The organism is Methylobacterium sp. Ger2507 (assembly GCF_055231875.1).
In genome coordinates this window covers 4,417,471-4,439,945 of the sequence record NZ_JBUYVC010000001.1, presented here as the reverse complement: position 1 = coordinate 4,439,945, position 22,475 = coordinate 4,417,471, and the positions used below count along the sequence as shown (strand labels likewise).

Annotated in this window: 27 protein-coding genes; 10 read left to right on the top strand and 17 right to left on the bottom strand. The window is 68.9% G+C overall.

The window, feature by feature from the left end; translation table 11 throughout:
* Positions 1 to 99: 99 nt before the first annotated feature.
* The 4 genes from ACV7NL_RS20580 to ACV7NL_RS20565 form a co-directional block, all read right to left on the bottom strand.
* Entirely contained in the window at positions 100 to 300 is a 201-nt protein-coding gene (locus tag ACV7NL_RS20580; RefSeq protein WP_056184573.1) for a hypothetical protein, read from the bottom strand.
* Between the two features lie 103 nt (positions 301 to 403).
* Positions 404 to 589: a hypothetical protein gene (locus tag ACV7NL_RS20575; RefSeq protein WP_463357179.1), complete on the bottom strand. Its 186-nt coding sequence runs from the start codon at positions 587 to 589 to the stop codon at positions 404 to 406.
* Positions 589 to 1,107, bottom strand: a complete 519-nt coding sequence (locus tag ACV7NL_RS20570; RefSeq protein ID WP_463356733.1) for a DUF2243 domain-containing protein — start codon at positions 1,105 to 1,107, stop codon at positions 589 to 591. The genes ACV7NL_RS20575 and ACV7NL_RS20570 overlap by 1 nt, the downstream gene beginning before the upstream one ends.
* Positions 1,108 to 1,141: 34 nt before the next feature.
* A complete protein-coding gene (locus ACV7NL_RS20565; RefSeq protein WP_463356732.1) occupies positions 1,142 to 3,106 on the bottom strand; it encodes an OPT family oligopeptide transporter in 1,965 nt (654 codons plus the stop codon).
* Between the two features lie 380 nt (positions 3,107 to 3,486).
* On the opposite strand from ACV7NL_RS20565, the gene ACV7NL_RS20560 reads away from it, so the two are divergent.
* On the top strand, positions 3,487 to 3,789 hold the full coding sequence (locus tag ACV7NL_RS20560) for an RAG2 PHD domain containing protein (protein ID WP_338011506.1): 303 nt from the start codon (positions 3,487 to 3,489) through the stop codon (positions 3,787 to 3,789).
* On the opposite strand, the gene ACV7NL_RS20555 is transcribed toward ACV7NL_RS20560, so the two are convergent.
* From ACV7NL_RS20555 to ACV7NL_RS20520, 8 genes are all read right to left on the bottom strand, one after another.
* The gene (locus ACV7NL_RS20555) at positions 3,744 to 4,445 is read right to left on the bottom strand and encodes a response regulator (protein ID WP_056184566.1); all 702 of its coding nucleotides are present in this window, start codon (positions 4,443 to 4,445) and stop codon (positions 3,744 to 3,746) included. The two genes, ACV7NL_RS20560 and ACV7NL_RS20555, sit on opposite strands and share 46 nt — an antisense overlap.
* A gap of 66 nt (positions 4,446 to 4,511) precedes the next feature.
* Positions 4,512 to 7,292, bottom strand: coding sequence for a DUF4118 domain-containing protein (locus tag ACV7NL_RS20550; protein WP_463357178.1), 2,781 nt, complete (start codon positions 7,290 to 7,292; stop codon positions 4,512 to 4,514).
* Between the two features lie 36 nt (positions 7,293 to 7,328).
* Entirely contained in the window at positions 7,329 to 7,934 is a 606-nt protein-coding gene (locus tag ACV7NL_RS20545; protein ID WP_247636477.1) for a K(+)-transporting ATPase subunit C, read from the bottom strand.
* 32 nt (positions 7,935 to 7,966) lie between these two features.
* The gene (kdpB, locus tag ACV7NL_RS20540; RefSeq protein WP_463356731.1) at positions 7,967 to 10,060 is read right to left on the bottom strand and encodes a potassium-transporting ATPase subunit KdpB; all 2,094 of its coding nucleotides are present in this window, start codon (positions 10,058 to 10,060) and stop codon (positions 7,967 to 7,969) included.
* Positions 10,061 to 10,125: 65 nt separating this feature from the next.
* The gene (locus ACV7NL_RS20535; RefSeq protein ID WP_463356730.1) at positions 10,126 to 10,251 is read right to left on the bottom strand and encodes a hypothetical protein; all 126 of its coding nucleotides are present in this window, start codon (positions 10,249 to 10,251) and stop codon (positions 10,126 to 10,128) included.
* Between the two features lie 97 nt (positions 10,252 to 10,348).
* Positions 10,349 to 12,064 (bottom strand): potassium-transporting ATPase subunit KdpA, encoded by a 1,716-nt coding sequence (gene kdpA, locus ACV7NL_RS20530; RefSeq protein WP_463356729.1) that lies wholly within the window; start codon positions 12,062 to 12,064, stop codon positions 10,349 to 10,351.
* A gap of 50 nt (positions 12,065 to 12,114) precedes the next feature.
* Positions 12,115 to 12,204 carry a K(+)-transporting ATPase subunit F gene (locus ACV7NL_RS20525; protein WP_056184556.1) on the bottom strand — a complete coding sequence of 30 codons (90 nt, stop codon included), beginning with the start codon at positions 12,202 to 12,204 and terminating at the stop codon, positions 12,115 to 12,117.
* Between the two features lie 271 nt (positions 12,205 to 12,475).
* A complete protein-coding gene (locus tag ACV7NL_RS20520) occupies positions 12,476 to 12,661 on the bottom strand; it encodes a hypothetical protein (protein ID WP_463356728.1) in 186 nt (61 codons plus the stop codon).
* 349 nt (positions 12,662 to 13,010) lie between these two features.
* On the opposite strand from ACV7NL_RS20520, the gene ACV7NL_RS20515 reads away from it, so the two are divergent.
* From ACV7NL_RS20515 to ACV7NL_RS20500, 4 genes are all read left to right on the top strand, one after another.
* Positions 13,011 to 13,538, top strand: a complete 528-nt coding sequence (locus ACV7NL_RS20515) for a hypothetical protein (RefSeq protein ID WP_463356727.1) — start codon at positions 13,011 to 13,013, stop codon at positions 13,536 to 13,538.
* A 30-nt stretch (positions 13,539 to 13,568) separates the two neighbouring features.
* On the top strand, positions 13,569 to 14,090 hold the full coding sequence (locus ACV7NL_RS20510) for a hypothetical protein (RefSeq protein WP_463356726.1): 522 nt from the start codon (positions 13,569 to 13,571) through the stop codon (positions 14,088 to 14,090).
* Positions 14,091 to 14,207: 117 nt separating this feature from the next.
* Positions 14,208 to 14,720 (top strand): DUF4365 domain-containing protein, encoded by a 513-nt coding sequence (locus ACV7NL_RS20505; protein ID WP_463356725.1) that lies wholly within the window; start codon positions 14,208 to 14,210, stop codon positions 14,718 to 14,720.
* Positions 14,717 to 15,865, top strand: a complete 1,149-nt coding sequence (locus ACV7NL_RS20500) for a hypothetical protein (RefSeq protein WP_463356724.1) — start codon at positions 14,717 to 14,719, stop codon at positions 15,863 to 15,865. Before ACV7NL_RS20505 ends, ACV7NL_RS20500 begins: the two co-directional genes overlap by 4 nt.
* 6 nt (positions 15,866 to 15,871) lie before the next feature.
* Here ACV7NL_RS20500 and ACV7NL_RS20495 read toward each other — a convergent pair whose 3' ends face one another.
* From ACV7NL_RS20495 to ACV7NL_RS20480, 4 genes are all read right to left on the bottom strand, one after another.
* Entirely contained in the window at positions 15,872 to 16,447 is a 576-nt protein-coding gene (locus ACV7NL_RS20495) for a hypothetical protein (RefSeq protein WP_463356723.1), read from the bottom strand.
* Between the two features lie 31 nt (positions 16,448 to 16,478).
* The gene (locus ACV7NL_RS20490; RefSeq protein WP_463356722.1) at positions 16,479 to 16,973 is read right to left on the bottom strand and encodes a hypothetical protein; all 495 of its coding nucleotides are present in this window, start codon (positions 16,971 to 16,973) and stop codon (positions 16,479 to 16,481) included.
* 19 nt (positions 16,974 to 16,992) lie between these two features.
* Positions 16,993 to 17,721: a hypothetical protein gene (locus tag ACV7NL_RS20485; RefSeq protein ID WP_463356721.1), complete on the bottom strand. Its 729-nt coding sequence runs from the start codon at positions 17,719 to 17,721 to the stop codon at positions 16,993 to 16,995.
* Between the two features lie 170 nt (positions 17,722 to 17,891).
* Entirely contained in the window at positions 17,892 to 18,380 is a 489-nt protein-coding gene (locus ACV7NL_RS20480; protein WP_463356720.1) for a hypothetical protein, read from the bottom strand.
* A 116-nt stretch (positions 18,381 to 18,496) separates the two neighbouring features.
* Between ACV7NL_RS20480 and ACV7NL_RS20475 the strand changes: the two genes are divergently transcribed.
* From ACV7NL_RS20475 to ACV7NL_RS20455, 5 genes are all read left to right on the top strand, one after another.
* Positions 18,497 to 19,021, top strand: a complete 525-nt coding sequence (locus ACV7NL_RS20475; RefSeq protein ID WP_463356719.1) for a hypothetical protein — start codon at positions 18,497 to 18,499, stop codon at positions 19,019 to 19,021.
* 96 nt (positions 19,022 to 19,117) lie between these two features.
* On the top strand, positions 19,118 to 20,740 hold the full coding sequence (locus ACV7NL_RS20470) for an AAA family ATPase (RefSeq protein WP_463356718.1): 1,623 nt from the start codon (positions 19,118 to 19,120) through the stop codon (positions 20,738 to 20,740).
* Positions 20,741 to 20,751: 11 nt separating this feature from the next.
* Positions 20,752 to 21,003: a hypothetical protein gene (locus tag ACV7NL_RS20465; RefSeq protein ID WP_463356717.1), complete on the top strand. Its 252-nt coding sequence runs from the start codon at positions 20,752 to 20,754 to the stop codon at positions 21,001 to 21,003.
* Positions 20,981 to 21,331 (top strand): hypothetical protein, encoded by a 351-nt coding sequence (locus tag ACV7NL_RS20460; protein WP_463356716.1) that lies wholly within the window; start codon positions 20,981 to 20,983, stop codon positions 21,329 to 21,331. The genes ACV7NL_RS20465 and ACV7NL_RS20460 overlap by 23 nt, the downstream gene beginning before the upstream one ends.
* On the top strand, positions 21,313 to 21,726 hold the full coding sequence (locus tag ACV7NL_RS20455) for a hypothetical protein (protein ID WP_463356715.1): 414 nt from the start codon (positions 21,313 to 21,315) through the stop codon (positions 21,724 to 21,726). The genes ACV7NL_RS20460 and ACV7NL_RS20455 overlap by 19 nt, the downstream gene beginning before the upstream one ends.
* A gap of 422 nt (positions 21,727 to 22,148) precedes the next feature.
* On the opposite strand, the gene ACV7NL_RS20450 is transcribed toward ACV7NL_RS20455, so the two are convergent.
* On the bottom strand, positions 22,149 to 22,388 hold the full coding sequence (locus tag ACV7NL_RS20450; protein ID WP_463356714.1) for a hypothetical protein: 240 nt from the start codon (positions 22,386 to 22,388) through the stop codon (positions 22,149 to 22,151).
* Positions 22,389 to 22,475 lie beyond the last annotated feature (87 nt).

Below are 22,475 nucleotides of genomic sequence, written 5' to 3'. Positions count from 1 at the left end.
GTTGGCATTTGTTATAGACCAGTCCGCGACAAAGCATCACCGAGACCGAACCGGTGCGATGTGGAGACGAACGGTCCAGCTTGCTTGACGCGCTCGCGCTTAGGCCGGTTTGAGGCGGGCCAGTTCCGCCTCGGCGGCGAGCGCCCGGGCCTTCCATTCGTCGCGCTCGGCCTCCGCGGCGCGCGCCGCGATCTCGGCCCGCTGCGCCTTTGCAGCCTGCGTGGCGGCCAGGGCTTGGGCTCGTTCGCGAGCGCGGGTCTCGCCAGCCATCTGCACCTTGAGGTCTCGCGGCGTGGCCATCGGGGCAATCCTGGGGGTAAGCGGGAATTCGGGCGGGGGCGCCGGTTCGGTGCCGTGCCTTCCCGCGCGGCGGCACCCGGGTCAAGCTCGGGCCGCGAAACACTCACACGCCGAGACACCGGAGGGTCAGCAGGTCGTCGAGGCTGAGATCCCGGCCGAAGAGCAGGGGACGCCAGACCGGAAGCGTCGCCAGGACAAGTCCGGCCGCGAGCGCCAGCCAGGGCAGGACCGCCTGCCAGGGCAGGCTCCCCCGCCAGGGGATGATCACCCGAAAGGTCCGGGGCGGCATCACGCGCGGGCATTCCGAACAAGAACGAACCCGACGATCAGCATCACGAGACCCCAGGCCAGGAAGCCGAGATCCCACGCGAGCCACTGCGTGGGCGGCACCCGTTCGTTGACGTGGTGGACGCCGAGGATCTGGTGGTCGATCAGTCCCTCGAGGGTGTTGAACAGGCCCCAGCCCATCAGAAGGGTCCCGGCGAACTGCCGGTTCGACCAGCGCAGGTGGCGCCGATGGGCGCTGCGCCACAGCAGGAACAGGCCGAGCACCACGAACACGTAGGTGGCGCTGTGGAAGATCCCGTCCCACAGGGTGTTGCGCTCGAGGTTCTCGATGGTGGTGATCGGGTACCAGCTGCTGAGCATATGGTGCCATTGCAACACCTGATGCAGGACGATGCCGTCGAAGAAGCCACCGAGGCCGAGGCCGAACAGCAAGCCGGCCGCGATGGGGAAGCGAGGCGCGTCCGGGCCGGGGACGGCGCTTCCGGGGCCAAGGGGCGAAGGGCTAACCGGAGCGGTCATGCGATGCCTCATCGGGGACGGGAGCCCGCGTCCGTCACGCCGGCGGCGCACGGGACACCAAGTGTTGGAAGCCGAGGACGATCGCGGCGAAGACCACGGCGCCGAGACCGGTCGCCACCGGCGCGAAATCGGGTCCGACGAGCACGAGGGACGAGCTGCGCCCCGACAGGGTGTCGGCGGCGGCGAGCAGGACGCCGCCGATGCTCTCGCCGACCAGGAAGCCGGACGCGATCAGAACGCCCCGGCGCCGGGCCAGGGTCTCGGCCTCGTCGGAGCCTGGCCCGGCGCGGAGCCGGCGGCGCGCCAGCCAGCCGATCACGCCCCCGACGGCGATCGTCACCACCACTTCCAAGGGCAGGTAGATGCCGATTCCCACCGTCAGGGCCGGGAAGGAAAGCTCGCGCCGGCGCAGGAGCGTCTCGATCACCACGAAGACGACGCCGAGGGCGGCGCCGACCAGCACCATCGTCCAGGGCAACTCACCGTGGACGATGCCGCTGGCGATCTGGGTCATCAGGGCGGCTTGCGGCGCCGGCAGGGCGTTGCCCGGCTCCATCCCGGGCCGGGGCAGCGCCTGCGCGAAGCCGTAGGCCTGATACAGCAGCGACAGCAGGGGGGCGATGACCAGGGCGCCGACCGTGACCCCGGCCATCAGGGCCACCTGTTGGCGCCAGGGGGTGGCATCGACGAGCTGCCCGGTCTTGAGGTCCTGCAGATTGTCGTTGGCGATCGAGGCCGTCGTCACCACGACGGCGGCGAGGAGCAGCGCCAGCCCGATGACGAAGCGGTCGCCCTCCGGCCCGGCGGAGCGCCCGATCAAGAGGGGGATCAGCAGCGCGGTGACCAGAGTGGTGAGAATGCCGATGCCGGAGATCGGGCTGCTCGACGAGCCGAGGAGCCCGGCGAGGTAGCCGCAGGCCGCCGCCATCAGGAAGCCGAACAGCACGGCGAACACGGTCGCGACCGCGACCACGGCGATGTGCAGCGCCCCGAGATCGGCACCCGAAGCGAAGATCCAGAACAGCCCGGCCAGAAGGGCGGCGAGGCCCAGGGTCGCGCCCGCCACCCAGGTGATCGGCAGGTCGCGTTCCTGGCGGGGGATCTCGGCGCCGCCCGTCCGCGCGCTCGCGAAGGCGGCCTTCATGCTGCCGGCAATCTGGCGGGCGAGACTCGCCACCGTCCAGAGGGCGCCGACCGCGATGATGCCGGCCCCGATCAGCCGGACCTGATCCGACCAGACCGCCCGCGCGGCGGCATCCGCGCCCGCGCCGGAGGCGGACCCCAACGCGGTGAGGACCGGCACGGCGACACCCCACGCGATGGCGACGCCGGTGAGAAGGGCGAGGCAGGCGCCGAGCCCGACGAGGTAGCCGACGCCGACCAGGGCCAGGGAAAAGCCGGTGCCGAACCGAAACAGCGCCGACCCGGCCGCCACGGTGGCGTGCATCCCGTCGGCCAGGACCCGGAAGCCCGTGGTGGACAGCCCGACGAGGCCCGCCAGCGCCGCCGCGCCGAGGAGCGGACGCAGGCCGCCGCGGGGCGCCGCATCGCCGGAGCTGTCGCCCGCGCGCAGCACCTCGGCTGCCGCCGTTCCTTCCGGGTAGGGCAGGCCGGCGCCCATCACCAGGGCACGGCGCAGGGGGATCGAGTACGCGATTCCCAGAAGCCCGCCGATCAGGCAGAGGCCGGTGGTCTGCCAATAGGGGAAGTCGCTCCAGTGGCCGATCAGCACGAGCCCGGGCAGCACCAGGATGACGTTGCACAGGGTGCCGGCCGCCGAAGCCTGGGTCTGGACGATGTTGTTCTCGAAGATGTTGGCGTTGCCCACCAGCCGCAGCACGCCCATCGACAGCATCGCAGCCGGGATGGAGGTCGAGAACGTCACCCCGGTCTTCAAGCCCATGTAGAGGTTCGCCGTCATGAACACGACGGTGATCACGGCGCCGAGGAGCAGACCACGCAGGGTCAGCTCCGCCGCGTGCGCCGGTGGGGTCTTCACGAAACGAAAAACTTCATGGAACGGCTCGCGGTGAGGGGTGGCCCGGTCGGCGGCGGAGCGGCGGAGGGGCAGAAGCGAGGGACCGAAAACCCGTGCACGCGGTCCTGAGTCACCGGGTCCGACCGCACGGCCCCGGCGCCGCCACGCCCCGACATGGTGCGGAACCCGGCTCGGCCTGCAAACCACATAGGTTACCGGGCGGACGGCCCGTGACAGGCAGCCACGGGCCTTCCCGAACCCGCCACCGAGGCAAGCTGCTCGATCGCGATCCTGATGGAACGCTCATGAAACGCGGCCGGACACCCGCTCGAATCCTCACGCGTCCGGGTGCAGTTCAGGCGGGCGGTCCCGAGGATGGATCGCGCAAGCCCCGAACGCCCATGCCCGCTTCGCTCATCCCTCCGGCCCCCGCGCTTCCGGACATCGACGGGGGCACGTCGTGCTTCGTCATCGGCCAGGACCGGCAGGGATGCTGGGTCGCCGCCGAGATCCACGGCCGCGCCGGAGGCCTGTTCCGCAGCCGCCAGGACGCGCTGCATTACGCGGTCGATGCCACGGCCCACCGGCCGGACGCAGTGCGGATCGCGGCCGACGGCGTCGAACTGCATCTCGGCGGGACCAGCGCCGTCGCCCTCGATCAGCGGGCCGGACCGCCCTCGTCGTCGGGGGCGCGCAGCCGGTAGCCCACGCCCGTCTCGGTGAGCAGGATCCGCGGGCGCTCCGGATCGGCCTCCAGCTTCTGGCGAAGCTGGCGCATGTAGACCCGCAGGTATTGCGGGTCGGACGAGGTCGAGACCGCGTTCATCAGCTGGGCATGGGTCAAGGCCTTGCCGGCATGCTGGACCAGGACGCGCAGGAAATCGTATTCCCGCGGGGTCAGCTTCACCTCGGCCCCGTGGACGCGGACGATGCGGCGCACGAGGTCGACGCTGAGGCCGTCGACCGCGAACACGGCGCGCTCGCCCTGGACCGCGAGCTGGTGACGCAGGGCCGCCCGCAGGCGGGCGAGGAGTTCGCCCATGCCGAACGGTTTGGTGACATAGTCGTCGGCGCCGAGATCGAGGGCCTCGACCTTGCCGGACTCGTCGTCGCGACTCGACAGAACCACGACGGGCAGGTCGCGGTGGTCCGCGCGGATGCGGCGCAGGAGATCGTGCCCCCGCATGTCCGGCAGGCCGAGATCGAGGATGATCAGCGCGATGGTCTCGCGCGCCAGAATGTCGAGGGCCGTGCGGGCGTTCGGCGCCTCGAACACGGTGTAGCCCTGCGTCGCCAGCCCGGTGCGGAGGAGCTTGCGGATGGGCGGCTCGTCGTCGACCACCAGGATGCCGAGGCTCATGCGGCGGATCTCATGTGGCGAATCTCATGCGGTGAGGCTCATGCGGTGAATCTCATCGGGCGCGACTCATGCGGCAATGTCCGGTGCGCGGCCGCCGTCGACCGGAACCGGCAGCACGAGAGTGAAGACGGCACCGGCGCGATCCGGGCGGTTGGCCGCGCTCAGGGTCCCACCCATCGCCTCGACGAAGCCGCGCGCGATGGCAAGGCCGAGGCCGGTCCCGGCCCGCACGCTGTCGGCCTTGCGCACCCGATAGAACTTGTCGAACACCCGCTCCTCCTCGCCCTCGGGCAGACCTTCGCCCTCGTCCAGCACCTGGAGGCGAACGCGCATCGGGCCGCCGGCGCACTCGGACATCACGCCGGCCGCGACCGTCACGGTCGAGCCCGCGGGCGCGTATTTCGCCGCGTTGTCCAGGAGGTTGACCAGCACCTGCTCGAACAGGACGGGATCGAGGCGGAGGGCCGGCAGGGCATCGGGAAGATCGAGCACCACCCGGTGTCCGCCGAGGATCGCGCCAAGACGGCGAAGGGCGGTGTCGACGATCTCGGCGACGTCCTGCGGCGTGAGGTTGGCCGCCACCGCGCCGGCCTCGAGCCGGGTCATGTCGAGCAAGTTGACGATGAAGCGGTTCAGCCGCTCGGATTCGGCGATGACCGTCGCCAGCAGGTCGACCTTGGCCTCGGGGTCCAGCACGGTGTCGAGGTCTCGCAGGGTGGTGGCTGCGCCGAGGACCGCGGCGAGCGGGGTCCGCAGATCGTGCGAGATCGAGGTGAGCAGGGCCTGGCGCAGCCGGTCCGTCTCGGCGTCGCGCGCCGCCCGCGCCAGGTCCTCCACCAGCCGGACCCGCTCGATGGCGAGCGCCCCCATATCCGCCAGGGCGTCGAACAGGCGGCGATCCTCGGGGGTCAGGATCGGCCCGGTGCCGTCGGCATCGAGGCCGATGACGCCGATGGGTCCGCGGCCGGTCCGTGCTGGCAGGAACAGGCGGCGGGCGCCCGGGAGGGTGTCGGCGCCGCGCCCCGCCGGCCGGTCGTTGGCGAAGGCCCAGCGCGCAGCCGCGAGATCGGCCGCGTCGAGCCGGTCCTCGGGCGGATAGCCGGCCCGCACCGCGATCGAATCACCCTCGGGCAGCAGCAGCACCACCCGCACCCGCAGCATCGTGGCGATCTGGGCCGAGGTGGCCCAGAGCACGTCGTCGAGGGTGCCGCAGCCCGAGAGCTTGCGGCTGAAGCCGTAGAGGCGCTCCGTCGCCCGCGCCCGGCGCTGGCTGATGACCGCGACCGTGCGGGCCCGCGCAGCGAGGTTCGAGACCAGAACCGCCACCAGGGTGAAGAGCAGGAAGGCCGCGACGTTGGTCGGGTCGGCGATGGTGAAGGTGTAGACCGGGGGCAGGAAGAAGAAGTTGTAGGCCAGCGAGGCGGCGACCACGGCGGCGAGCGAGGGCCACAGGCCGAAGCGCGCCGCCACCGCCACCACCGCCGTCAGCAGGAACAGGTCGGCGTTCTCGACTCCGAGATAGGGCTTCAGCGCCAGCGCGAGGCCGAGGCCGGCCAGCGTCGCCAGCGCGGCGAAGCCGTAGCCGGCCCTGTCGAAGCCTGTCCTGTCGAAGCCTGCCCCGTTGAAACCTGCCCCGTTGAAGCCTGTCCTGGCCGGAGCGGTCGCCACCGGTCTGGCGGAGGCAGGGGCAGCGGCCATCTCGCCGGCGACGACGTGGATGCTGATGACGCCGCTGCGCCGGACGAGATCGTGCACCACGGAGCCGTGGACCAGCTCGAACCACCATGACCGCGTCGCCTTGCCGACGACGATGTGGTTGACGTTGGCGGTGCGGGCATAGGCCAGCAGGTCGTCGGCGACCCGCCAGCTCCCCGGCAGGGTCACGGCATCGCCCCCGAGGCGGTCGGCAAGGCGCAGGGCCTCGGCGACCCGGTCGCGGTCGGCCTCGCTCGACCCGAGGCTGCGCGTGCCCTCCACGGTGACGGCGGTCCACGGCGCGTGCAGACGATCGGCGAGGCGTTTGGCGTAGCGCACCAGCCCGGCCGAGCGGGGGTCCTCGCTGACACAGACCATCACCCGCTCGCCGGCGCTCCACGGCCCCGCGATGGCGTTGGCCTGCATGTGACTGAGGAGTTCGTCGTCGACGCGGTCCGCAGTGCGGCGCAGGGCCAGCTCGCGCAAAGCGGTCAGATTTTCACGGACGAAGTAGTGCCGCAGGGCGCGCTCCGCATGGGCGGGCTCGTAGACCTTGCCGGCCTTCAGGCGCTCGATCAGGTCGGCGGGGTTGAGGTCCACCACCTCGATGTCGTCGGCCCGGTCGAGGATGACGTCCGGTACGGTCTCGCGCACCCGGATACGGGTGATCTGGGCCACGACGTCGTTCAGGCTCTCCACGTGCTGGATATTGAGGGTGGTGTGCACGTCGATGCCGGCATCGAGCAGTTCTTCCACGTCCTGGTAGCGCTTGGGGTGCCGCGAGCCCGGCGCGTTGGTGTGGGCGAGCTCATCGACCAGCGCCAAGGCGGGTCGCCGGGCGAGCAGGGCGTCGAGGTCCATGTCCGCGAGGGTGCCGCCCGAATGGCCGACCTGACGGCGCGGCACCACCTCGAAGCCTTCGACAAGGGCCTCGGTTTCGCTTCGACCATGGGTCTCCACCAAGCCGATGACGACGTCGGCCCCGGCCTTCAGACGCGCCCGCCCGATGGTCAGCATCTCGTAGGTCTTGCCGACGCCGGGGGCGGCGCCGAGGAAGACCTTGAGACGCCCGCGACCGGCCGCGTCCCGGCGTGCCCGGTCGAGCAACGCGTCGGGGGAGGGGCGCTGGCGCTCGCGTCCGTCCTCCATCATCGGGGCCATCTCATCCTGTGCATCGGTCCGACCGGATTATTGCCGGAGGCCGGCGTCCAAAGCGAGGTTCAACGCCAGGACATTGACGCGCGGCTCGCCGAGGAGGCCGAGGGTCCTGTCCTCGACCTGGGCGGTGACGAGGGCGCGGACACGGTCCTCGCTCACCCCGCGGGCGCGGGCCACGCGCGGCACCTGGAACAGGGCGGCCTCGGGCGAGATGTCCGGATCGAGGCCGGAACCGCTGGCGGTGACGAGATCGACCGGCACGGTCGCGCCGGGATTCTCCGCCGTCAGGGTCGCGAGGTCGCCCTTCACCCGCTCCGCCAGAGCCGCGCTGGTCGGGCCGAGATTGGAGCCGGCCGAGTTGGAGGCGTTGTAGGGCGACGGGACGGTCCGGGTCGCGTCGACCGGATCGGCGGCGACCGTCGCCGAGGGGCGGCCGTGGATATAGCGCGGGCTGGTGAAGGACTGGCCGATCAAGCTGGAGCCGACGACGGTCCCGTCGCGGGTGATCAGACTGCCGGCGGCCTTCCCGGGAAACAGCGCTGCGGCGAGTCCGGTCATGGCCAGCGGGTAGGCGAGGCCGGTGATCGCCGTGAGGAGGACGAAGAGGACGAGGGCAGGGCGAAACGAGGCGAGCATGGGAACCACTCGGGTTGGGAACGCGGGACGGGTCAGGCGAGGTGGAGGGCGTTCACGGCCAGATCGATCGCCTTGATGCCGACGAAGGGCACGAGGATGCCGCCGAGGCCGTAGACCAGCAGGTTGCGCCGCAGGAGGGCGGCGGCCCCGACGGCCCGATAGGTCACGCCCCGGAGCGCCAGCGGGATCAGCGCAACGATGATGAGGGCGTTGAAGATGATCGCCGAGAGGATCGCGCTCTGCGGCGAGGCAAGCCCCATCACGTTGAGCGCCTGGAGCTGCGGGTACAGCGTCAGGAACATCGCCGGGATGATGGCGAAGTACTTGGCCACGTCGTTGGCGATCGAGAACGTGGTCAGCGCCCCGCGGGTCATCAGGAGCTGTTTGCCGATGCCGACGATCTCGATGAGCTTGGTCGGATCGCTGTCGAGATCGACCATGTTGCCGGCCTCGCGGGCCGCGACGGTGCCGGTGTTCATGGCGACTCCGACATCGGCCTGAGCGAGGGCCGGGGCGTCGTTGGTGCCGTCGCCGCACATGGCGACGAGCTTTCCTTGCGACTGCTCCTTGCGGATCAGCGCCAACTTGTCCTCTGGCGTTGCCTGGGCGAGGAAATCGTCGACGCCGGCTTCCGCCGCGATGGCGGCGGCGGTCATGGGATTGTCGCCAGTGATCATCACCGTGCGGATGCCCATCTGGCGGAGTTCCGCGAAGCGCTCGCGGATGCCACCCTTCACGATGTCCTTCAGGTAGACGACGCCGAGGAGTTGCCCATCGCGGGCGACAGCGAGCGGGGTGCCACCGGCCTTGGCGACGTCCTCGGCGATGGCCTGGATCTCGCGCACGGTCTCGTCGGCGACGCTGGGGCTGTAGGCGAGTGCCGCGCTGGAGCCCCGCGTGGCTATCGGCTGCTGGGTTACCGAGGCGATGATGCTGTCGACGGCGCCCTTGCGGATGGACGAACCGTCGAGGTCGACGCCGCTCATCCGGGTCTGGGCGGTGAAGGGCACGAAGGTCGCGTTCAGGCTTCCCATGTCGCGCGCACGAATGCCGTACTTGTCCTTGGCCAGCACCACGATGGAGCGACCCTCGGGTGTCTCGTCGGCGAGGGAGGCGAGTTGCGCCGCATCGGCCAGATCCTGCTCCGACACGCCGCGGACGGGCCGGAACTCCGTGGCTTGGCGGTTGCCCAGCGTGATGGTGCCGGTCTTGTCGAGGAGGAGCGTGTCGACGTCGCCCGCTGCCTCGACGGCGCGGCCCGACATGGCGAGCACGTTGAAGCGCACCAGCCGGTCCATGCCGGCGATGCCGATGGCCGAGAGCAGCGCGCCGATGGTGGTGGGGATGAGGGTGACGAACAGCGCCACCAGCACGATAAGCGGGATCGACCCGCCAGCGTAGGAGGCGAAGCTCGGGATCGAGGCGACCGCGAAAACGAAGATGATGGTCAGGCCCGCGAGCAAGATGTTGAGGGCGATCTCGTTCGGGGTCTTCTGGCGCGACGCGCCCTCGACGAGGGCGATCATGCGGTCGACGAAGGTCGAACCGGCGGCGGCGGTGATGCGCACCCGGATCTCATCGGACAGCACCTGGGTTCCGCCAGTGACCGCGGACCGGTCGCCGCCGGATTCGCGGATGACGGGAGCGGATTCGCCGGTGATGGCGGCCTCGTTGACGGACGCGACGCCGAGGATGACCTCACCGTCCGAGGGGATGATGTCGCCGGCCTCGACGAGCACCACGTCGCCGACCTTGAGCTCGTTGCCGGGGATGGTCTCATAATCCCGGCCCGAGCCCTTTAGGCGCTTGGCCATGGTCTCGGTCCGGGTCCGGCGCAGGCTGTCGGCCTGGGCCTTGCCGCGCCCCTCGGCGATGGCCTCGGCGAAGTTGGCGAACAGCACGGTGAACCAGAGCCAGAGGATGATCTGGCCGGAGAAGGCGAGGTTGGCGCCGCCTGTCAGGACGTCACGGATGAACAGGACGGTGGTAAGCGCGGCCACGACCTCGACCACGAACATGACCGGGTTCTTGATCATCTTGCGCGGGTCGAGCTTGGTCAGGGCGCCGACGAGCGCCGGCCCGACGAGGGCGGCGCTGAAGAGGCTGGTGGAGTTTGGGCGGGCCATTGCGGTTGTCCGAATTGGATGGGGAGGCATCTCTGGCGGCGCGGGGGTACGCCGCCGATCGGGGCTCAGGGAGCCAGGGCGCGGCCCAGGAGGGCCGCCCCGGCCATGATGCCGAGGGCGCCGAGCAGGGTGAGCCCGAGCATGCCGAGGATGACGTCCGAGAGGCGGAGGTCACGGCGGTTCCGCTGCACCCGGTCCCAGGTCGGGGGACGGGGCCGGTGGGCGGAAAGCGCACGGCGGTTGGGCGACCGCCTCGGGGCGCGGTGAGGAAGCGAGAGGTGCTGCATCTCAGCCGCCCGCCGCGAAGGTCTGGCCAAGGCCGCCGGCGAGGTGCTCGACGATGGGCCCCAGCGCCAGCGCCGGGAAGAAGGTCAGTCCGCCGACGATGAGGATCACGCCCACCAGCAGGCCGACGAACAGGCCGCCATGCGTCGGGAAGGTCCCGGCCGAGGCCGGCACGGTCTTCTTCGCGGCGAGCGAGCCCGCGATGGCCAGCGCCGGGACGATGACGAAGAACCGCCCGAACAGCATGCCGAGGCCGAGCGTGGTGTTGTAGAAGGCGGTGTTGGCGGTGAGCCCGCCGAAGGCCGAGCCGTTGTTGGCCGCCGCCGAGGTGAAGGCGTAGAGGATCTCCGAGAAGCCGTGCGGGCCGGCATTGGCCGGTCCCGCGAGGCCGGCCGCGACCACGGTGGCCAGGGCGGTGAAGCCCAGCATCATGAGGGGCAGGCAGAGGATGGCGAGCATCGCCATCTTGACCTCGCGTCCCTCGATCTTCTTGCCGAGATATTCCGGCGTACGGCCGACCATCAGACCGGCCACGAAGATCGCCACAATGACGAAGACCAGCATGCCGTAGAGGCCCGCGCCGACGCCGCCGACGATGATCTCGCCGAGCTGCATGTTGATCATCGGGATCAGGCCGCCGAGCGCCGTGAAGCTGTCGTGCATGGCGTTGACGGCACCGCAGGAGGCGGCCGTGGTGACCACGGCGAACAGGGCCGAGGCGACGATGCCGAAGCGCAGTTCCTTGCCCTCCAGGTTGCCGCCGGTCAGGCCAAGCCCGTTCAGGACGGGGCTGCCCGCGCTCTCGGCCCAGTAGACGACCGTGACACCGGCGAGGAACAGCAGACCCATAGCGCCCAGGATAGCCCAGCCCTGGCGCTCGTCGCCGACCATGCGGCCGAAGACGTTGGTCATCGCCGCCCCGAGGGCGAAGATCGAGACCATCTGGACGAAGTTCGACAGGGCGGTCGGGTTCTCGAAGGGATGGGCGGCGTTGGCGTTGAAGAAGCCGCCGCCGTTGGTGCCCAGCATCTTGATGGCGACCTGGCTCGCCACCGGGCCGAGCGCGAGGGTCTGGGTCGCTCCCTCCAGTGTCGTCGCCGCGATGGAGGGTCCGAGGGTCTGGGGGACGCCCTGGGAAACCAGAAACAGGGTGTAGAGGACGCAGAGCGGCAGCAGCACGTAGAGGGTACCGCGGGTGAGATCGACCCAGAACGAGCCGATGGTGCGAGCCGAGGCGCGGCTGAACCCTCGGACCAGCGCGACCGCGAGGGCAATGCCGGTGGCGGCGGACAGGAAGTTCTGGTGGGTCAGGCCCAGCATCTGCGACAGATAGGACAGCGTGCTCTCGCCGGCGTAATTCTGCCAGTTGGTGTTGGTGACGAAGCTCGCCGCGGTGTTGAAGGCGAGATCCGGCGCCACGGTGCCTTGCCCGACCGGGTTGAGCGGCAATCCGTCCTGCAGGCGCAGCAGGCCGTACAGGGCCGCAAAGCCGAGGGCATGGAAGCCCAGCATCGAGAGGGCATAGGCGCGCCAGCCCTGCTCGCCCCGGGCATCGAGACCGGCGAGGCGGTAGAGCCCCCTCTCGACCGGGGCGAGCACGGGAGAGAGCAGGGTGCGCTCACCCTGGAAGACGCGCGTCATGTAGCCGCCGAGGGGCCTGACGAGCGCCAGCACGACCGCGCAGAACAGCGCGACCTGAATCCAGCCGTTGAGTGTCATGAAACGTCGTCCTGGAGGAGGATCCGGGGGGATCGCTTTGGGCGCGGCCGTCAGAACCGCTCGGGGCGGACGAGGGCGTAGGCGAGGTAACCGAGCAGCCCGAGGGTCACGAGGGCGCCGAGGGTCAGATCGAGGGTCATGGTGCGGGGCTCCAGGCAGCCGTGTCAGAGGCGTTCGCAGAGCAGCGCATAGCCGGCGGCCAGCCCGAAGAAGGCGAGCCCGGCGGCGAGGAAGACGATGTCGAGCATGGTACGTCCGATCCGGTCCGGCGGATCGAACGTGCGATGTCACGATCGATCCGGTCGGCCACCAGGATGGACGGGAATGGCGTTAGGGTTCGAGAGGGCGCGCGGTCCGATCTTATCAGGATCGCATAAGGATCGTGGCCCGACCGGGCGCGATGGGGCGAGCCTAAAGGCGCTTCGAGACGACGCCGAGGGCGAGAAGGACGTAGGCGGCGACGAAGAACCAGACCCTGAACTTGACGACGGTCGGACCGATCATCGGGATGCGCAGCGACAGACTGGCGATGGCCAGCCCGATCAGCACGAGGGACAGGAGGAACGTGAGGGTGTGCGGGGGCGAGAGCTTCAGCATGACGCGATCCTGCCGCGCCCGGGTTGAGAAGGCGTGAAACGCCGGGTCCTCCCGGCGGATGACACATCCGGAGACGGGTGGTAGATGGAGGCCGGCACCCCTGACTCCGTAGCTCAGCTGGATAGAGCAGCCGCCTTCTAAGCGGACGGTGGCAGGAACGCTGAACCGCCATTCCCCTCTGCAGAGCAGCCGCCACGCCTCTCCCGAAATTGGCCGGTAGCAAACCAGTAGCAAACGGGATCGGGGCTCGTTTCGTGTGATGGCCACCGTGGTGTCCATGGCCAATCGACCTCGCTCAGGGTACCACCGAAGCCACCGATTTGGGTGACGTGAGGGAACCGAGACGTCGATGATCGAGGCGCTTAGGCGATACCAATTCCGGCGTCGCGTACGCCTGTACCTCGGCGTCCTGCTCCTACCGAACAAGGAGCGTTCGGTCCGCCGCACGCTGCGCGACGATGTCGAGCGGTGGATCACCGAGGGCCGCAACCGGGGCTGGACGCCGCAATCCGTGGCCGCGGTGACGATGGCCGGGCATCTCATCCACGTCGTGCGGGACGACCTCACCCAGGCGCAGCGCGAGCGGTATCTCGACCAGCTTCGGACCGTCGGGCCGCGGGACCTGGTGGCCGAGATCCAATGGCTCCCCACCCTGAAGAATGGCGCCGGCGCGGACTGGGAGCCATTCGTGTTCCGATTCACCTACATGAACTGCATGCTCGCGTCGTGGCTGGTCCGGGACAAAACCATCGACCTCTTCACGAAGTCGATCTTCGTCACGGCGGTATCCTGGGCCCTCGCGGGCGCCGAACTCGAAAACATCTACCAGGAGGTCGCTGGGCTTGCCGACCGCATCGGCACCGCGCCACAGAGGTAGGATCGGGCGACGGGGGCGGACGTGCAGGGCGTGAACATATCGAGGGGCCTATTCCGGCTCTGGCTTGTCGCGACGGCCCTCTGGCTCGCGCTAGCAGCGACCATCGCCTGGGACGATGTCACTTCCGCGACCCGAGGGCGCTACCAGTACGCGCCCGAGATGAAGGAGGACGTGAAGCCCTGGGAGCAGTTCGACAACAAGAAATCCGTTTCCGAAATCTTCAAGAAGCCATCCGAGGCCAAGTGGCCAGCGAGCTTCGACAAAGTCGAATACCAATACCAGAAGGGATTCGACGAGAGCGTGACAGAGAAGACCTTAGAGCTTGTCGACTTCCCAGACGGCTCGTCGCTCTACCTCTACACCGCCTTCGGCAAGCCCGAGCAGGATCTGGTCGGGCGATGGTTCTGGGAGAAGCGCTGGGAGCGGCGCTTCTCGGCCCTGCGGAATGAGGGCGGGATCGCGCTGTTCGGCATCATCCCGCCGCTGTTGCTCCTGGCTCTCTGGTTCGTCGGCAAGTGGGTGTTCGTTGGGTTCAGACCAACGCCTCAATAGTCGTCTCGGACCTGGGGGGCTTGCTGTCATCCGATTGCTCGCATCGGCCACTGGACTCGACCGGCCAGGACTGTGAGAACCTCAGGTCACTGAAATCTCGAACGACCGGGCTTGGTCTTGATCACCCCTGAGCATGCGAAGGAGGCCATCTCGAATGCCTACGTCCATGCCCTCGCCGGCGCGGACGGGCTGAACCTGGCGGCCAAGACGACCTTCGACTACGGCATCGACGGGACGTTCCATCCGGTAAAGGATTTTGGCGGGAGGCTGATCCAGACCGCGTTCCCTGTCGACTTCCAGATGAAGGCCACGACGAAGTGGCGCCACGAGGACGACGTGGTTGTCTACGACCTTTCGGCCCGGGCGCACGTCATCCTCACGGACAGGGAAAGGACCCAGGCCATGGCCATCCTCATCCTGCTCTGCATGCCGCCCGACGCGTCCGATTGGGTCGTCGGGTCCGAGGAGCACCTGCACCTGCGGAACTGCTGCTACTGGTATCGCCCCGCGGGCCCGCCGACCGAGCGTTCGTCGAAGGTCCGCATCCGCATCCCGCGGTCCCAGGTGCTGACCCCGGCCAGCCTCAGGGACGTCATGCTGATGGCCCGTGAGGAGGCCATGGCATCATGACGGCGCCGGTCGACATCATCGAGGGCGTGCCGCTCGGCTCCCTGAAGCGGTACCTCGCCGTCACCGGCTGGAGGCGCTCGGTCCTGCGCGACGGCGCGGTCCTATTCGCCAAGGGTGACGGCGACCCGGTCGAGATCTTCCTTCCCGGGACGCAGCAGGTCCGTGACCTGCGGGAGCGGCTGACCTCGGCCCTCGTCACCCTCACGGACATGGAGCAGCGCCCGTTCGAGACGGTCGCCGCCGCCATCCGCGCGATCAGCTACGACCTGGTGCGGTCGCGCCTGCCCGACTCCGCGATCCGTCAGGACACCATCCGCCTCGGCACCGCGGAGACGTTCATCAAGCGGATGCACGGTACCCTGGAAGCGTCGGCGCACGCCGAGCTCCACGCCGGGCCGTTCTACCAGCGCGTCAGCTCCGTGGCCCAGCGCTACGCAAATGACTGCCGCTTCGGTCACACGTTCCGGGGCAGCTTCGGGTTCACCATCGAGTCCCCGGTCGGCTCGCGGACGCCGGACGAGGGGGACGTCCAGGCCCTCGCGATGGGCGAGGAGCTCGTCGCCCCGCCGCTGGAGAGGCTCGTCGTCCAGCGCCTCGCCCGCGGGCTGCGCACGGTCGAGGCCGCGATTGCGAAGGAGGACCCGACCCTGATCACGCAGGGGTACGGGACGGGCCTGAACGCGAACGCGGTCGAGGAGCTCACCGCCCTGGTGTCGGAGCCCCAGGTCAGCGAGGTGCGGTTCCAGATCCTGTTCTCGCCGGAGTGGGGCGTGCCGGCTGACCTCGGCGACGCGCCCGTCATGACCATCAGCCAGGCCCGCGGGGTGGGCATCCTCCAGGAGGCCGCGAAGGTCCTGCGGGCGGTCGACTACGACAAGCGGCGGACCATCATGGGCAAGGTCCGGACGCTGCACTCGATGGAGACGCCGGCCGACCTGTACAGCATCTCCGGCCTGCAGGACGTCATCGTGGAGTGGGTGAGCGACGAGTTCGGCACCCGGAACGTCCGGGTCTCCCTAGGGCCCGAGGAGTACCTCCAGGCTGTCCAGGCCCATACCGAAGGCCGCCGGATCTCCGTCTACGGGGAGCTCGACCAGACCCGGCAATGGCGCCTCGACAACGCCCGGGACTTCAGGCTGCTCTAGGGCAGGTCACATGAGGTCCTCAAACGGGTTGCCTTCGATGGGCACATCGACATGGACCGGGTCCAGGACGATTGGCTTGCCGGTTGCCAGGTCCTGCAGGACGCCGTCCGGGGGGATGATGCGGCTCCCGAGGATGACCGCGGCCTCCAACACCATGTGGCTGATCTCCCGCTCGCTGCCGTTGTACGGCACCGACAGGTGGTCCCTCAGGTAGACCCGCAGCCAGTCCGGATCGATCTGCGGACCGCCGTGCCGTTCGACCTCCTGGCACCACCGGACGTGTCCGTCGACCTTCGGTTGGTCCTTGAACCACTGCATGCCGAGGTCGGAGATGTGGACCTCGATGATGCGCAGGGCGTACTCGTGCGACGTGTCGGGCCGAACCTTGGCGCACATGAGGACCTGACGCAGGTCCGCGGCGAGCTCGGCCTCGGCGCGTTCAAGAGCCAGCCTGCGCTTTTCGAGGACCGCCTCGCGCTTCCAGATGGCATCGAGTCGCTTGTTCAGAGACCGGGTCTCAGCGGTCAGTTCGTCCTCTTCGTCGTCGTCGTACACGGTAACCCCCGGCGGCTGCGGTTTCACGTCACCGTAGCCGCCGGGGGTTACCGTCTACTCAATCGAGGCCTCGGGGAATTCTGCCCTCGGTGGCAGTCGATGCCATGAGGTAGTCTCGCCATGCCTGGTGGTGGACGGCCTCGGGCTTCACGCTAGGGTGCCGGTCACCCATGACCTCGGCGACCTTGTCGACCGGAGGGGGCGGCTTCCGGTAGGGTCCGACAACGTCCTCGACCGCCTCGCGAAGGCCGCGCAGGACGAAGCTCGTCATCGCCACCGCCTGAAGCTGGGCTTCCTTGGTTCCTGCGAACGCGGCGGCCGCGCTGACCATGCGCCAGTAGGCGTCCTCGGCCGGGCGGTTCCTCAGGAAGGCGCTGCGTCCATCCTCTCCGCCGAAGATGGCTGACACGCCTTCCCCGATACCAGCCGTCTCCGGGTGTTCCTCCCGGAACCGGGCCATCATCGCGAGCATGGCGAGGCCCTCGGTGTGCGCGAGCAGGTCGGCGGCGGCGAGCTCGATGGCGTCCCTGGCGGCGGCCAGCTTGGCCATCATCTCGTCGTTTGGTCTGGTCTCAGCCAAGGAAGGACCCCACTGCCGGCAGGTCAGAGTCGCGGCCGACGATGCCCTCGCGATTGACGACGTACCGGCGATGGAACTCGGCGGCGCTGAGCTCCGGGAGGCGCACTCGGCCGGGCGCGGGAAAGGCCGGGTCGGCCTCGCCCATGGGGACCCACTCGAACCGGGCTTGCCCCTTCGTGCGCGCCGGGTCGTCGCTGCCCCGGGCTTGGTCGATGGCCATGGTGATGAAGGGGGATGCCTCGGCCATGTCAGGCGGCCTCCTCGTCGTCCTCGGGCTCCTCGTACGGATGGCCATGGACCTGCTCGTAGACAGCTTCGACCATTCGGTGTGGCGGTAGACGAACGAGCCCAGCGTGAAGACGCCCGAACACGAGTAGGAGCCGCCTTCCTCGATGCCGAGCACCCGGCCGTAGAACTCGGGGAACCGGCGCGCGATCTGCTGGAAGATGGGCTCGGCGTCACCGTTCGAGGCGTCGAAGCGCATCTCGATCTCGCCCGGTTCGTCACGGATGAATTCGAAGCCATCCGCGTTGTAGCAGCTACCCCAGTTCTCGTAGGCCAAGTCCCGGCTTTGCCACTTGGCAAAGGTGTTGAAGCATAGACGAACAGGGGTTCCGTCGAAGCTGGAGTTGGTATTCTTGACGATGTGGTTGGCCTTGACGGCCGCGATGACCTCTGGCGGCCCAGTGAGCGTCACTCGGAGTGTGGTTGCGTTAGCCAAGTTCCCCTCCCGGAATCGGAAGGGGCCCCCAGCACCTGGCCGGGGACCCCTTCGTCTCGGCCCGCTCGGCAGGCCCCGGCGCCGCAGCGCATCCAATGGAGGGTACGGAGAAACCGCGATTCGTATAGTCGCCCGCGATTGCCAAACCGGGCGCGCGCCGTGCGGGCGGGCTAACCTCCGATGCCGCCCAACGTGCCCAACGCGCGCAGGGCGTCCTTGTCCTCATCAGGGATCAGGCTGACCTTGAGGTATTCCGCAACGTCACTCCACAACCGTGTAGGGTTGCCATTGAGGTATCCAGTAATGTGCCCGTCCACGATTGAGAAATGGTACTCGTAGTCGTGCGCCATCATGGGTGGGTCCCAAGTCGTCATCGGGAAATTCGCATCGTACGTGGCGTCATGCCAGGGTCTGTTTGCCGGCGTGCGCAGTCCACCGAACTCAATCAGGGTGGCGAAATGCGTGTCACGCTTGGGCAGGCGCACGAACCAAGCAGTCAGGGGACGCTGGATAAGGAGAGCCCGCGCCTTGTCGGTCCAGTCGGCCCGCTGCCACTGGAGGTCGCATTCGAGCTCAAGATTGGACGTCGTCATCCTCGCCTCCACTTTGTATCCGTGGATCGTGCGGGGGCGCCATGAGGGGCGGCGAATGGTCGGCATGGCTCTCTCCTGTGCCGGCATCCTGGGGGCGTCGGGTTACGACCGAGGGAATCCCGTGGCGCCTCATCGTGACAGGGTTTCCCCTGCGTTAAGCGGCGTCTGCTACGGTGGGGCGCATGCGGATCGACCTTGAATATCTGGACCCAGAGTTCTGGCCCCGTCCGGACGGCTGGACCGCCGTCGGACGCGTTGGGCACCAGGCGCTCGCGTACGACCCGGAGCGGCGCCCGCACCTCCTTATCGACGATGGCCCGGTGCCGCTGGACCCTGCCGAGGTCAACATCGCCCTGGTAGCCGCCGTCGACGAGGCCGGTATGCGCGTCTGGCCCGGGGGGTGGACCCATGCCCTGCCACTGGCCTTCGGCCTCAACCGGAGGACGACCCAGCGGGACCGCATCGAGAAGTCTGGCCTTCACCCGGGCATCCTCGTGGCCCTTGGCGACCTAGCGTCGTCCCCCGATCCCATCGGCGCCGGACTGCTGGCCTCCGCGCTTGCGCAGTACGCCGATCAGCACGGAAAGCACATCGGCGTGCAACAGGACCTAGACGACGCCGAGGAGGCCGCGGCGAACGTCATAGACACGCTCCGCCGTGTCCGTGTCGGGAGGTCGATCTCCAACAGGGACGGTGGACTCAAGTAACGGTCGCTTAAGACCTCGTCGCTTCGGTCGTCTGGTTAGCTGCGCAAAGGTCGGTCTTTACCGCCTGGGCGCCGCCGGAAGAACCGGAGAAGACCCGTGAAGACATGCAACCGCTCTGAGGCGGCCGAGCCTCTATCCGCGCATCACATCCTAAGCGGGAAGGCCGCCCCTCCCGACCGATCTGACCTGCATCCGTTCGTGCCGCTGTTCCTGTGGCTGGCCGCACGCTGCCCCGTGCCGCCGCGCGGCTGGAACGCGGATGACGACGTTTTCTTCTGTAACGGCTTGGCCAACCTGCTGAGCTCGGCATGCGCAATCGAGGACGCGTACAGTCACGGCACGTTTACGCTCGTGCACGTGCGCACCGCCGTGGAGACCCTCAGCCGAGAGTGTCGCGATCTCATCGAGCGCCTTGACCGCTACGACGGGTTCGACGCCGACATCGACATCGAACCGGCATCGACGGACGCGGCACGTCTCGGAAACTTGTGCGACGTCGGGCTGATCGCGTGCGGGGACCGCGACGCGCTGGCCCGTCAGGCGGCGAACGCGGAGATCTGCGTCGCACTAGGGCTCAATGAGTTCCTGCCCTTCGCCATCGGCGCCCGGGCCTACCTGGCGCAGGTCGACGAGCCCCGGACATCTCGTCCCGGGCGTCCCCTGCCGCTCATCCGCGAGTGCCTAGAACGGGGCCGCAAGATCCTGACGCGCGACCGCATGACAGCCGGTACCCGCGCGGAGACGCACGCCGAGGCCATCGACGACGACCGCGCCGGTGTCGTGCGACGTGCCCCCTCGGCGCCGGAGCCGACCCCCGAGCCCGAGGCGCAGTCGCCCGGCGTCGTGGTGTTCCCGAACTCGATTCTGGACAGCGTCGGCAAGGGCGAGAACGTCACGTCCGTGAAGCGGACCCTTGGCGAGGCCCTGGGGGCGCGCCTGCCGTTCGTCCCAGTCCCGGAGGATTGGGCAGCCTGGGAATCGCCGCTCGTGGCCCGATCCCCGTGGCTCGCGGCTGTCCCGCGCGCGCTCCGGGCGATGCAGGGCGGCCGAGGGCATTGGAGCCACACCGTGCTCTGCGTCGTCGGGCCACCCGGCTGCGGCAAGACCCGCCTCATCCGTGAGATCGCCCAGGCCTCCGGGCTCCACTACGTGCGGCTCAACGCAGAGGCTGTCGGGGACACCGCGGCCTTCGGTACATCGGTCAGATGGTCCTCATCCCAGCCTGGAATTTTCGAGCTCGCTCTTGCCCGAGCCCGGGCCGCGACGGTGTTCGTCCACTACGATGAGCTAGAGAAGGCTTCTGGAAGCAGGGAGACGAACAGCGGCAAGATCACGGATTTGCTCCATGGTCTTTGGGAAGCCGAGACCGCCGGTTCGTGGCGGTCGGTCTGGCTCGGCTGCCCGATTGACGTCGGGCACGTCGTCCACGTCGTCACGGTGAACAGCCTCGACGGGCTTCCGGCGTCGCTTGTCGACCGGATGCGGGTCGTCCGCGTCGAGGACCCCGGCCCCGGGCACCTGGCGGTCCTAGCCCCCCAGGTCGCCCGTGAGACCTGCCTCAGGCTCGGTCAGGACGAGCGGTTCGGGACCCTCGACGGTGACGAGATGGGCGCCCTGACCGATGCGTGGCGGGGCGGGTCGATCCGCCGGCTCCAGCACCTCGTAGCGGGGATCCTGCAGGCTCGGGAGGTCGGTCCCGCCGCCCTCCCGCGGCATTGATGGAGGGCGCCATGACAACGTCCTCTCCCAGTCTGGACCGTGTCCAGGAATGCCTCCGGACCGCCTCGCGCGAGCGGAAGGCGAGCATCCTGACGCTGGCCGCCGCCAGCATTGAGGTGCAGCGTATGCAGGAGGCCGTCCAGGCCGGCTGCGCGACGGACGACGGCCTGATGCGTGAGGCGGCCGCGCTGCTCGGAGCGGCCCTCTCGACCCCGTACCGGCCCCTTCCGGAGTGCCGCGATGTCGGCCTCTCCCGGCGCTGAAGTCCAGGCCTACTGGAACCGGACGCGCCGCACGTGGAGCGTCCGGCAGACCGGCATCGTCATCTGGCACCGGGCGTCCCTGAGCCTATCCCAGTGCGTCCTGCACGTCGGCGAGAGCGCCCGACAGCGTGTGCTCCGGACGGGCGACCGCGACGTCCATGCCTGGGTCCGCGGGACGCTCGCGGACCTCGCGATGCCCGTCGACGCCGTGCGCGTCGGCTACCGCCCGGTCGAGCCGGGCTTCCGCCGCCGGGACACCGGCGCAATCGTCACCGCGGCCGCCGCCGTCTGGTTCCTGGAGGATGGTTCATGTCACGCGCTGCTCTGACGCTCGCACTGCTGCTCGCCGCGGCTCCGGCGTCCTCGCATGAGGACGCATTCCCGTCAGAGGGTGACCGGTGGCTCATGAACCTCCAGGTCCCCTCGGGCGCCGCACAGGCGCGATTCGCCCGCCTCGTCGGGGAGCCGGACAAGCGCGGCGGGTGGGTCACCATCATCCGGTGCGGAACGGTCGATCTCCGGAGCGGTCAGGAGAGCGTCACGCTGCGCGCCGATGGCGTCGCATACCGGGGGCGGGCCGGGTACCTGGGGGGGACGTACGTGCCCGTCGGCGGCGGCCCCACGGGCGGGTTCACGGCGGCCAACCAAGTCGGTCTGGACGTCGACGTGGTCATGCCGGCACCGTGCCCGAGCGGCCGAGGCGCACTATCGTCCGGGGACTGACCGGGCGATCATCCCTGGGGAATCGGGGGCGTGGCGATGGACAGGGAATACGCGGCCACGATGATCTTGTGCGCGGTCGGGCTCAGCCTGTGCGCCTGGACGGCCTCCCACGTGCCGCCACGGCATGACGACGTGCTTTCGCAGCATGACGAAATGCTACGGCGAGCGCACACGGCAAGAATTAACCCGATTGGACCGTCCCAGCCGATTTATTTTCAGGTCCCGGTGGACCGCGTTCCCTGCCCCCCGCCCGGTCCGAAAGGGGGGGTGAAATACCCTGACCAGGGTCGTCGAGCCCACTCCAGGCGGCCTCCACGTGGGTCTGCGGGGGCCTTCCCCCTAAGGGGATGGCTTCATCCGCCCGATTTCACCAACAGGCATGGGGTGAAACTGTTGGTGATGAAGTCTCTAGTGTTGGGGGTTTAGGCGCCCTCACGAACCGCTTTGTGGGCCGTCCATCCAGCGATGAGGGCGGCGACCTCGCGGAAGACGTCCTCGAACCCGGACATCTTGAACCGGTCGTTGATCAGTGTGCTGTTCGCTTCGGCGTCCATGATGATGACGCACCCGGACGCGATGTGCGCCAGGTGCGGGAGCCTGCTGTCCGAGGCGCGGTCGACGGCGGTCTGGTACTCCAATGCGAGCTGGATCGCCGTGACCACCCATAGAGGATGAGGCGCGAAACTGCCCCATGAGCGGTAGTTGGATAGCGATTTCCGATGTGCAAAAGTGCTTAGTCGGATGAACCG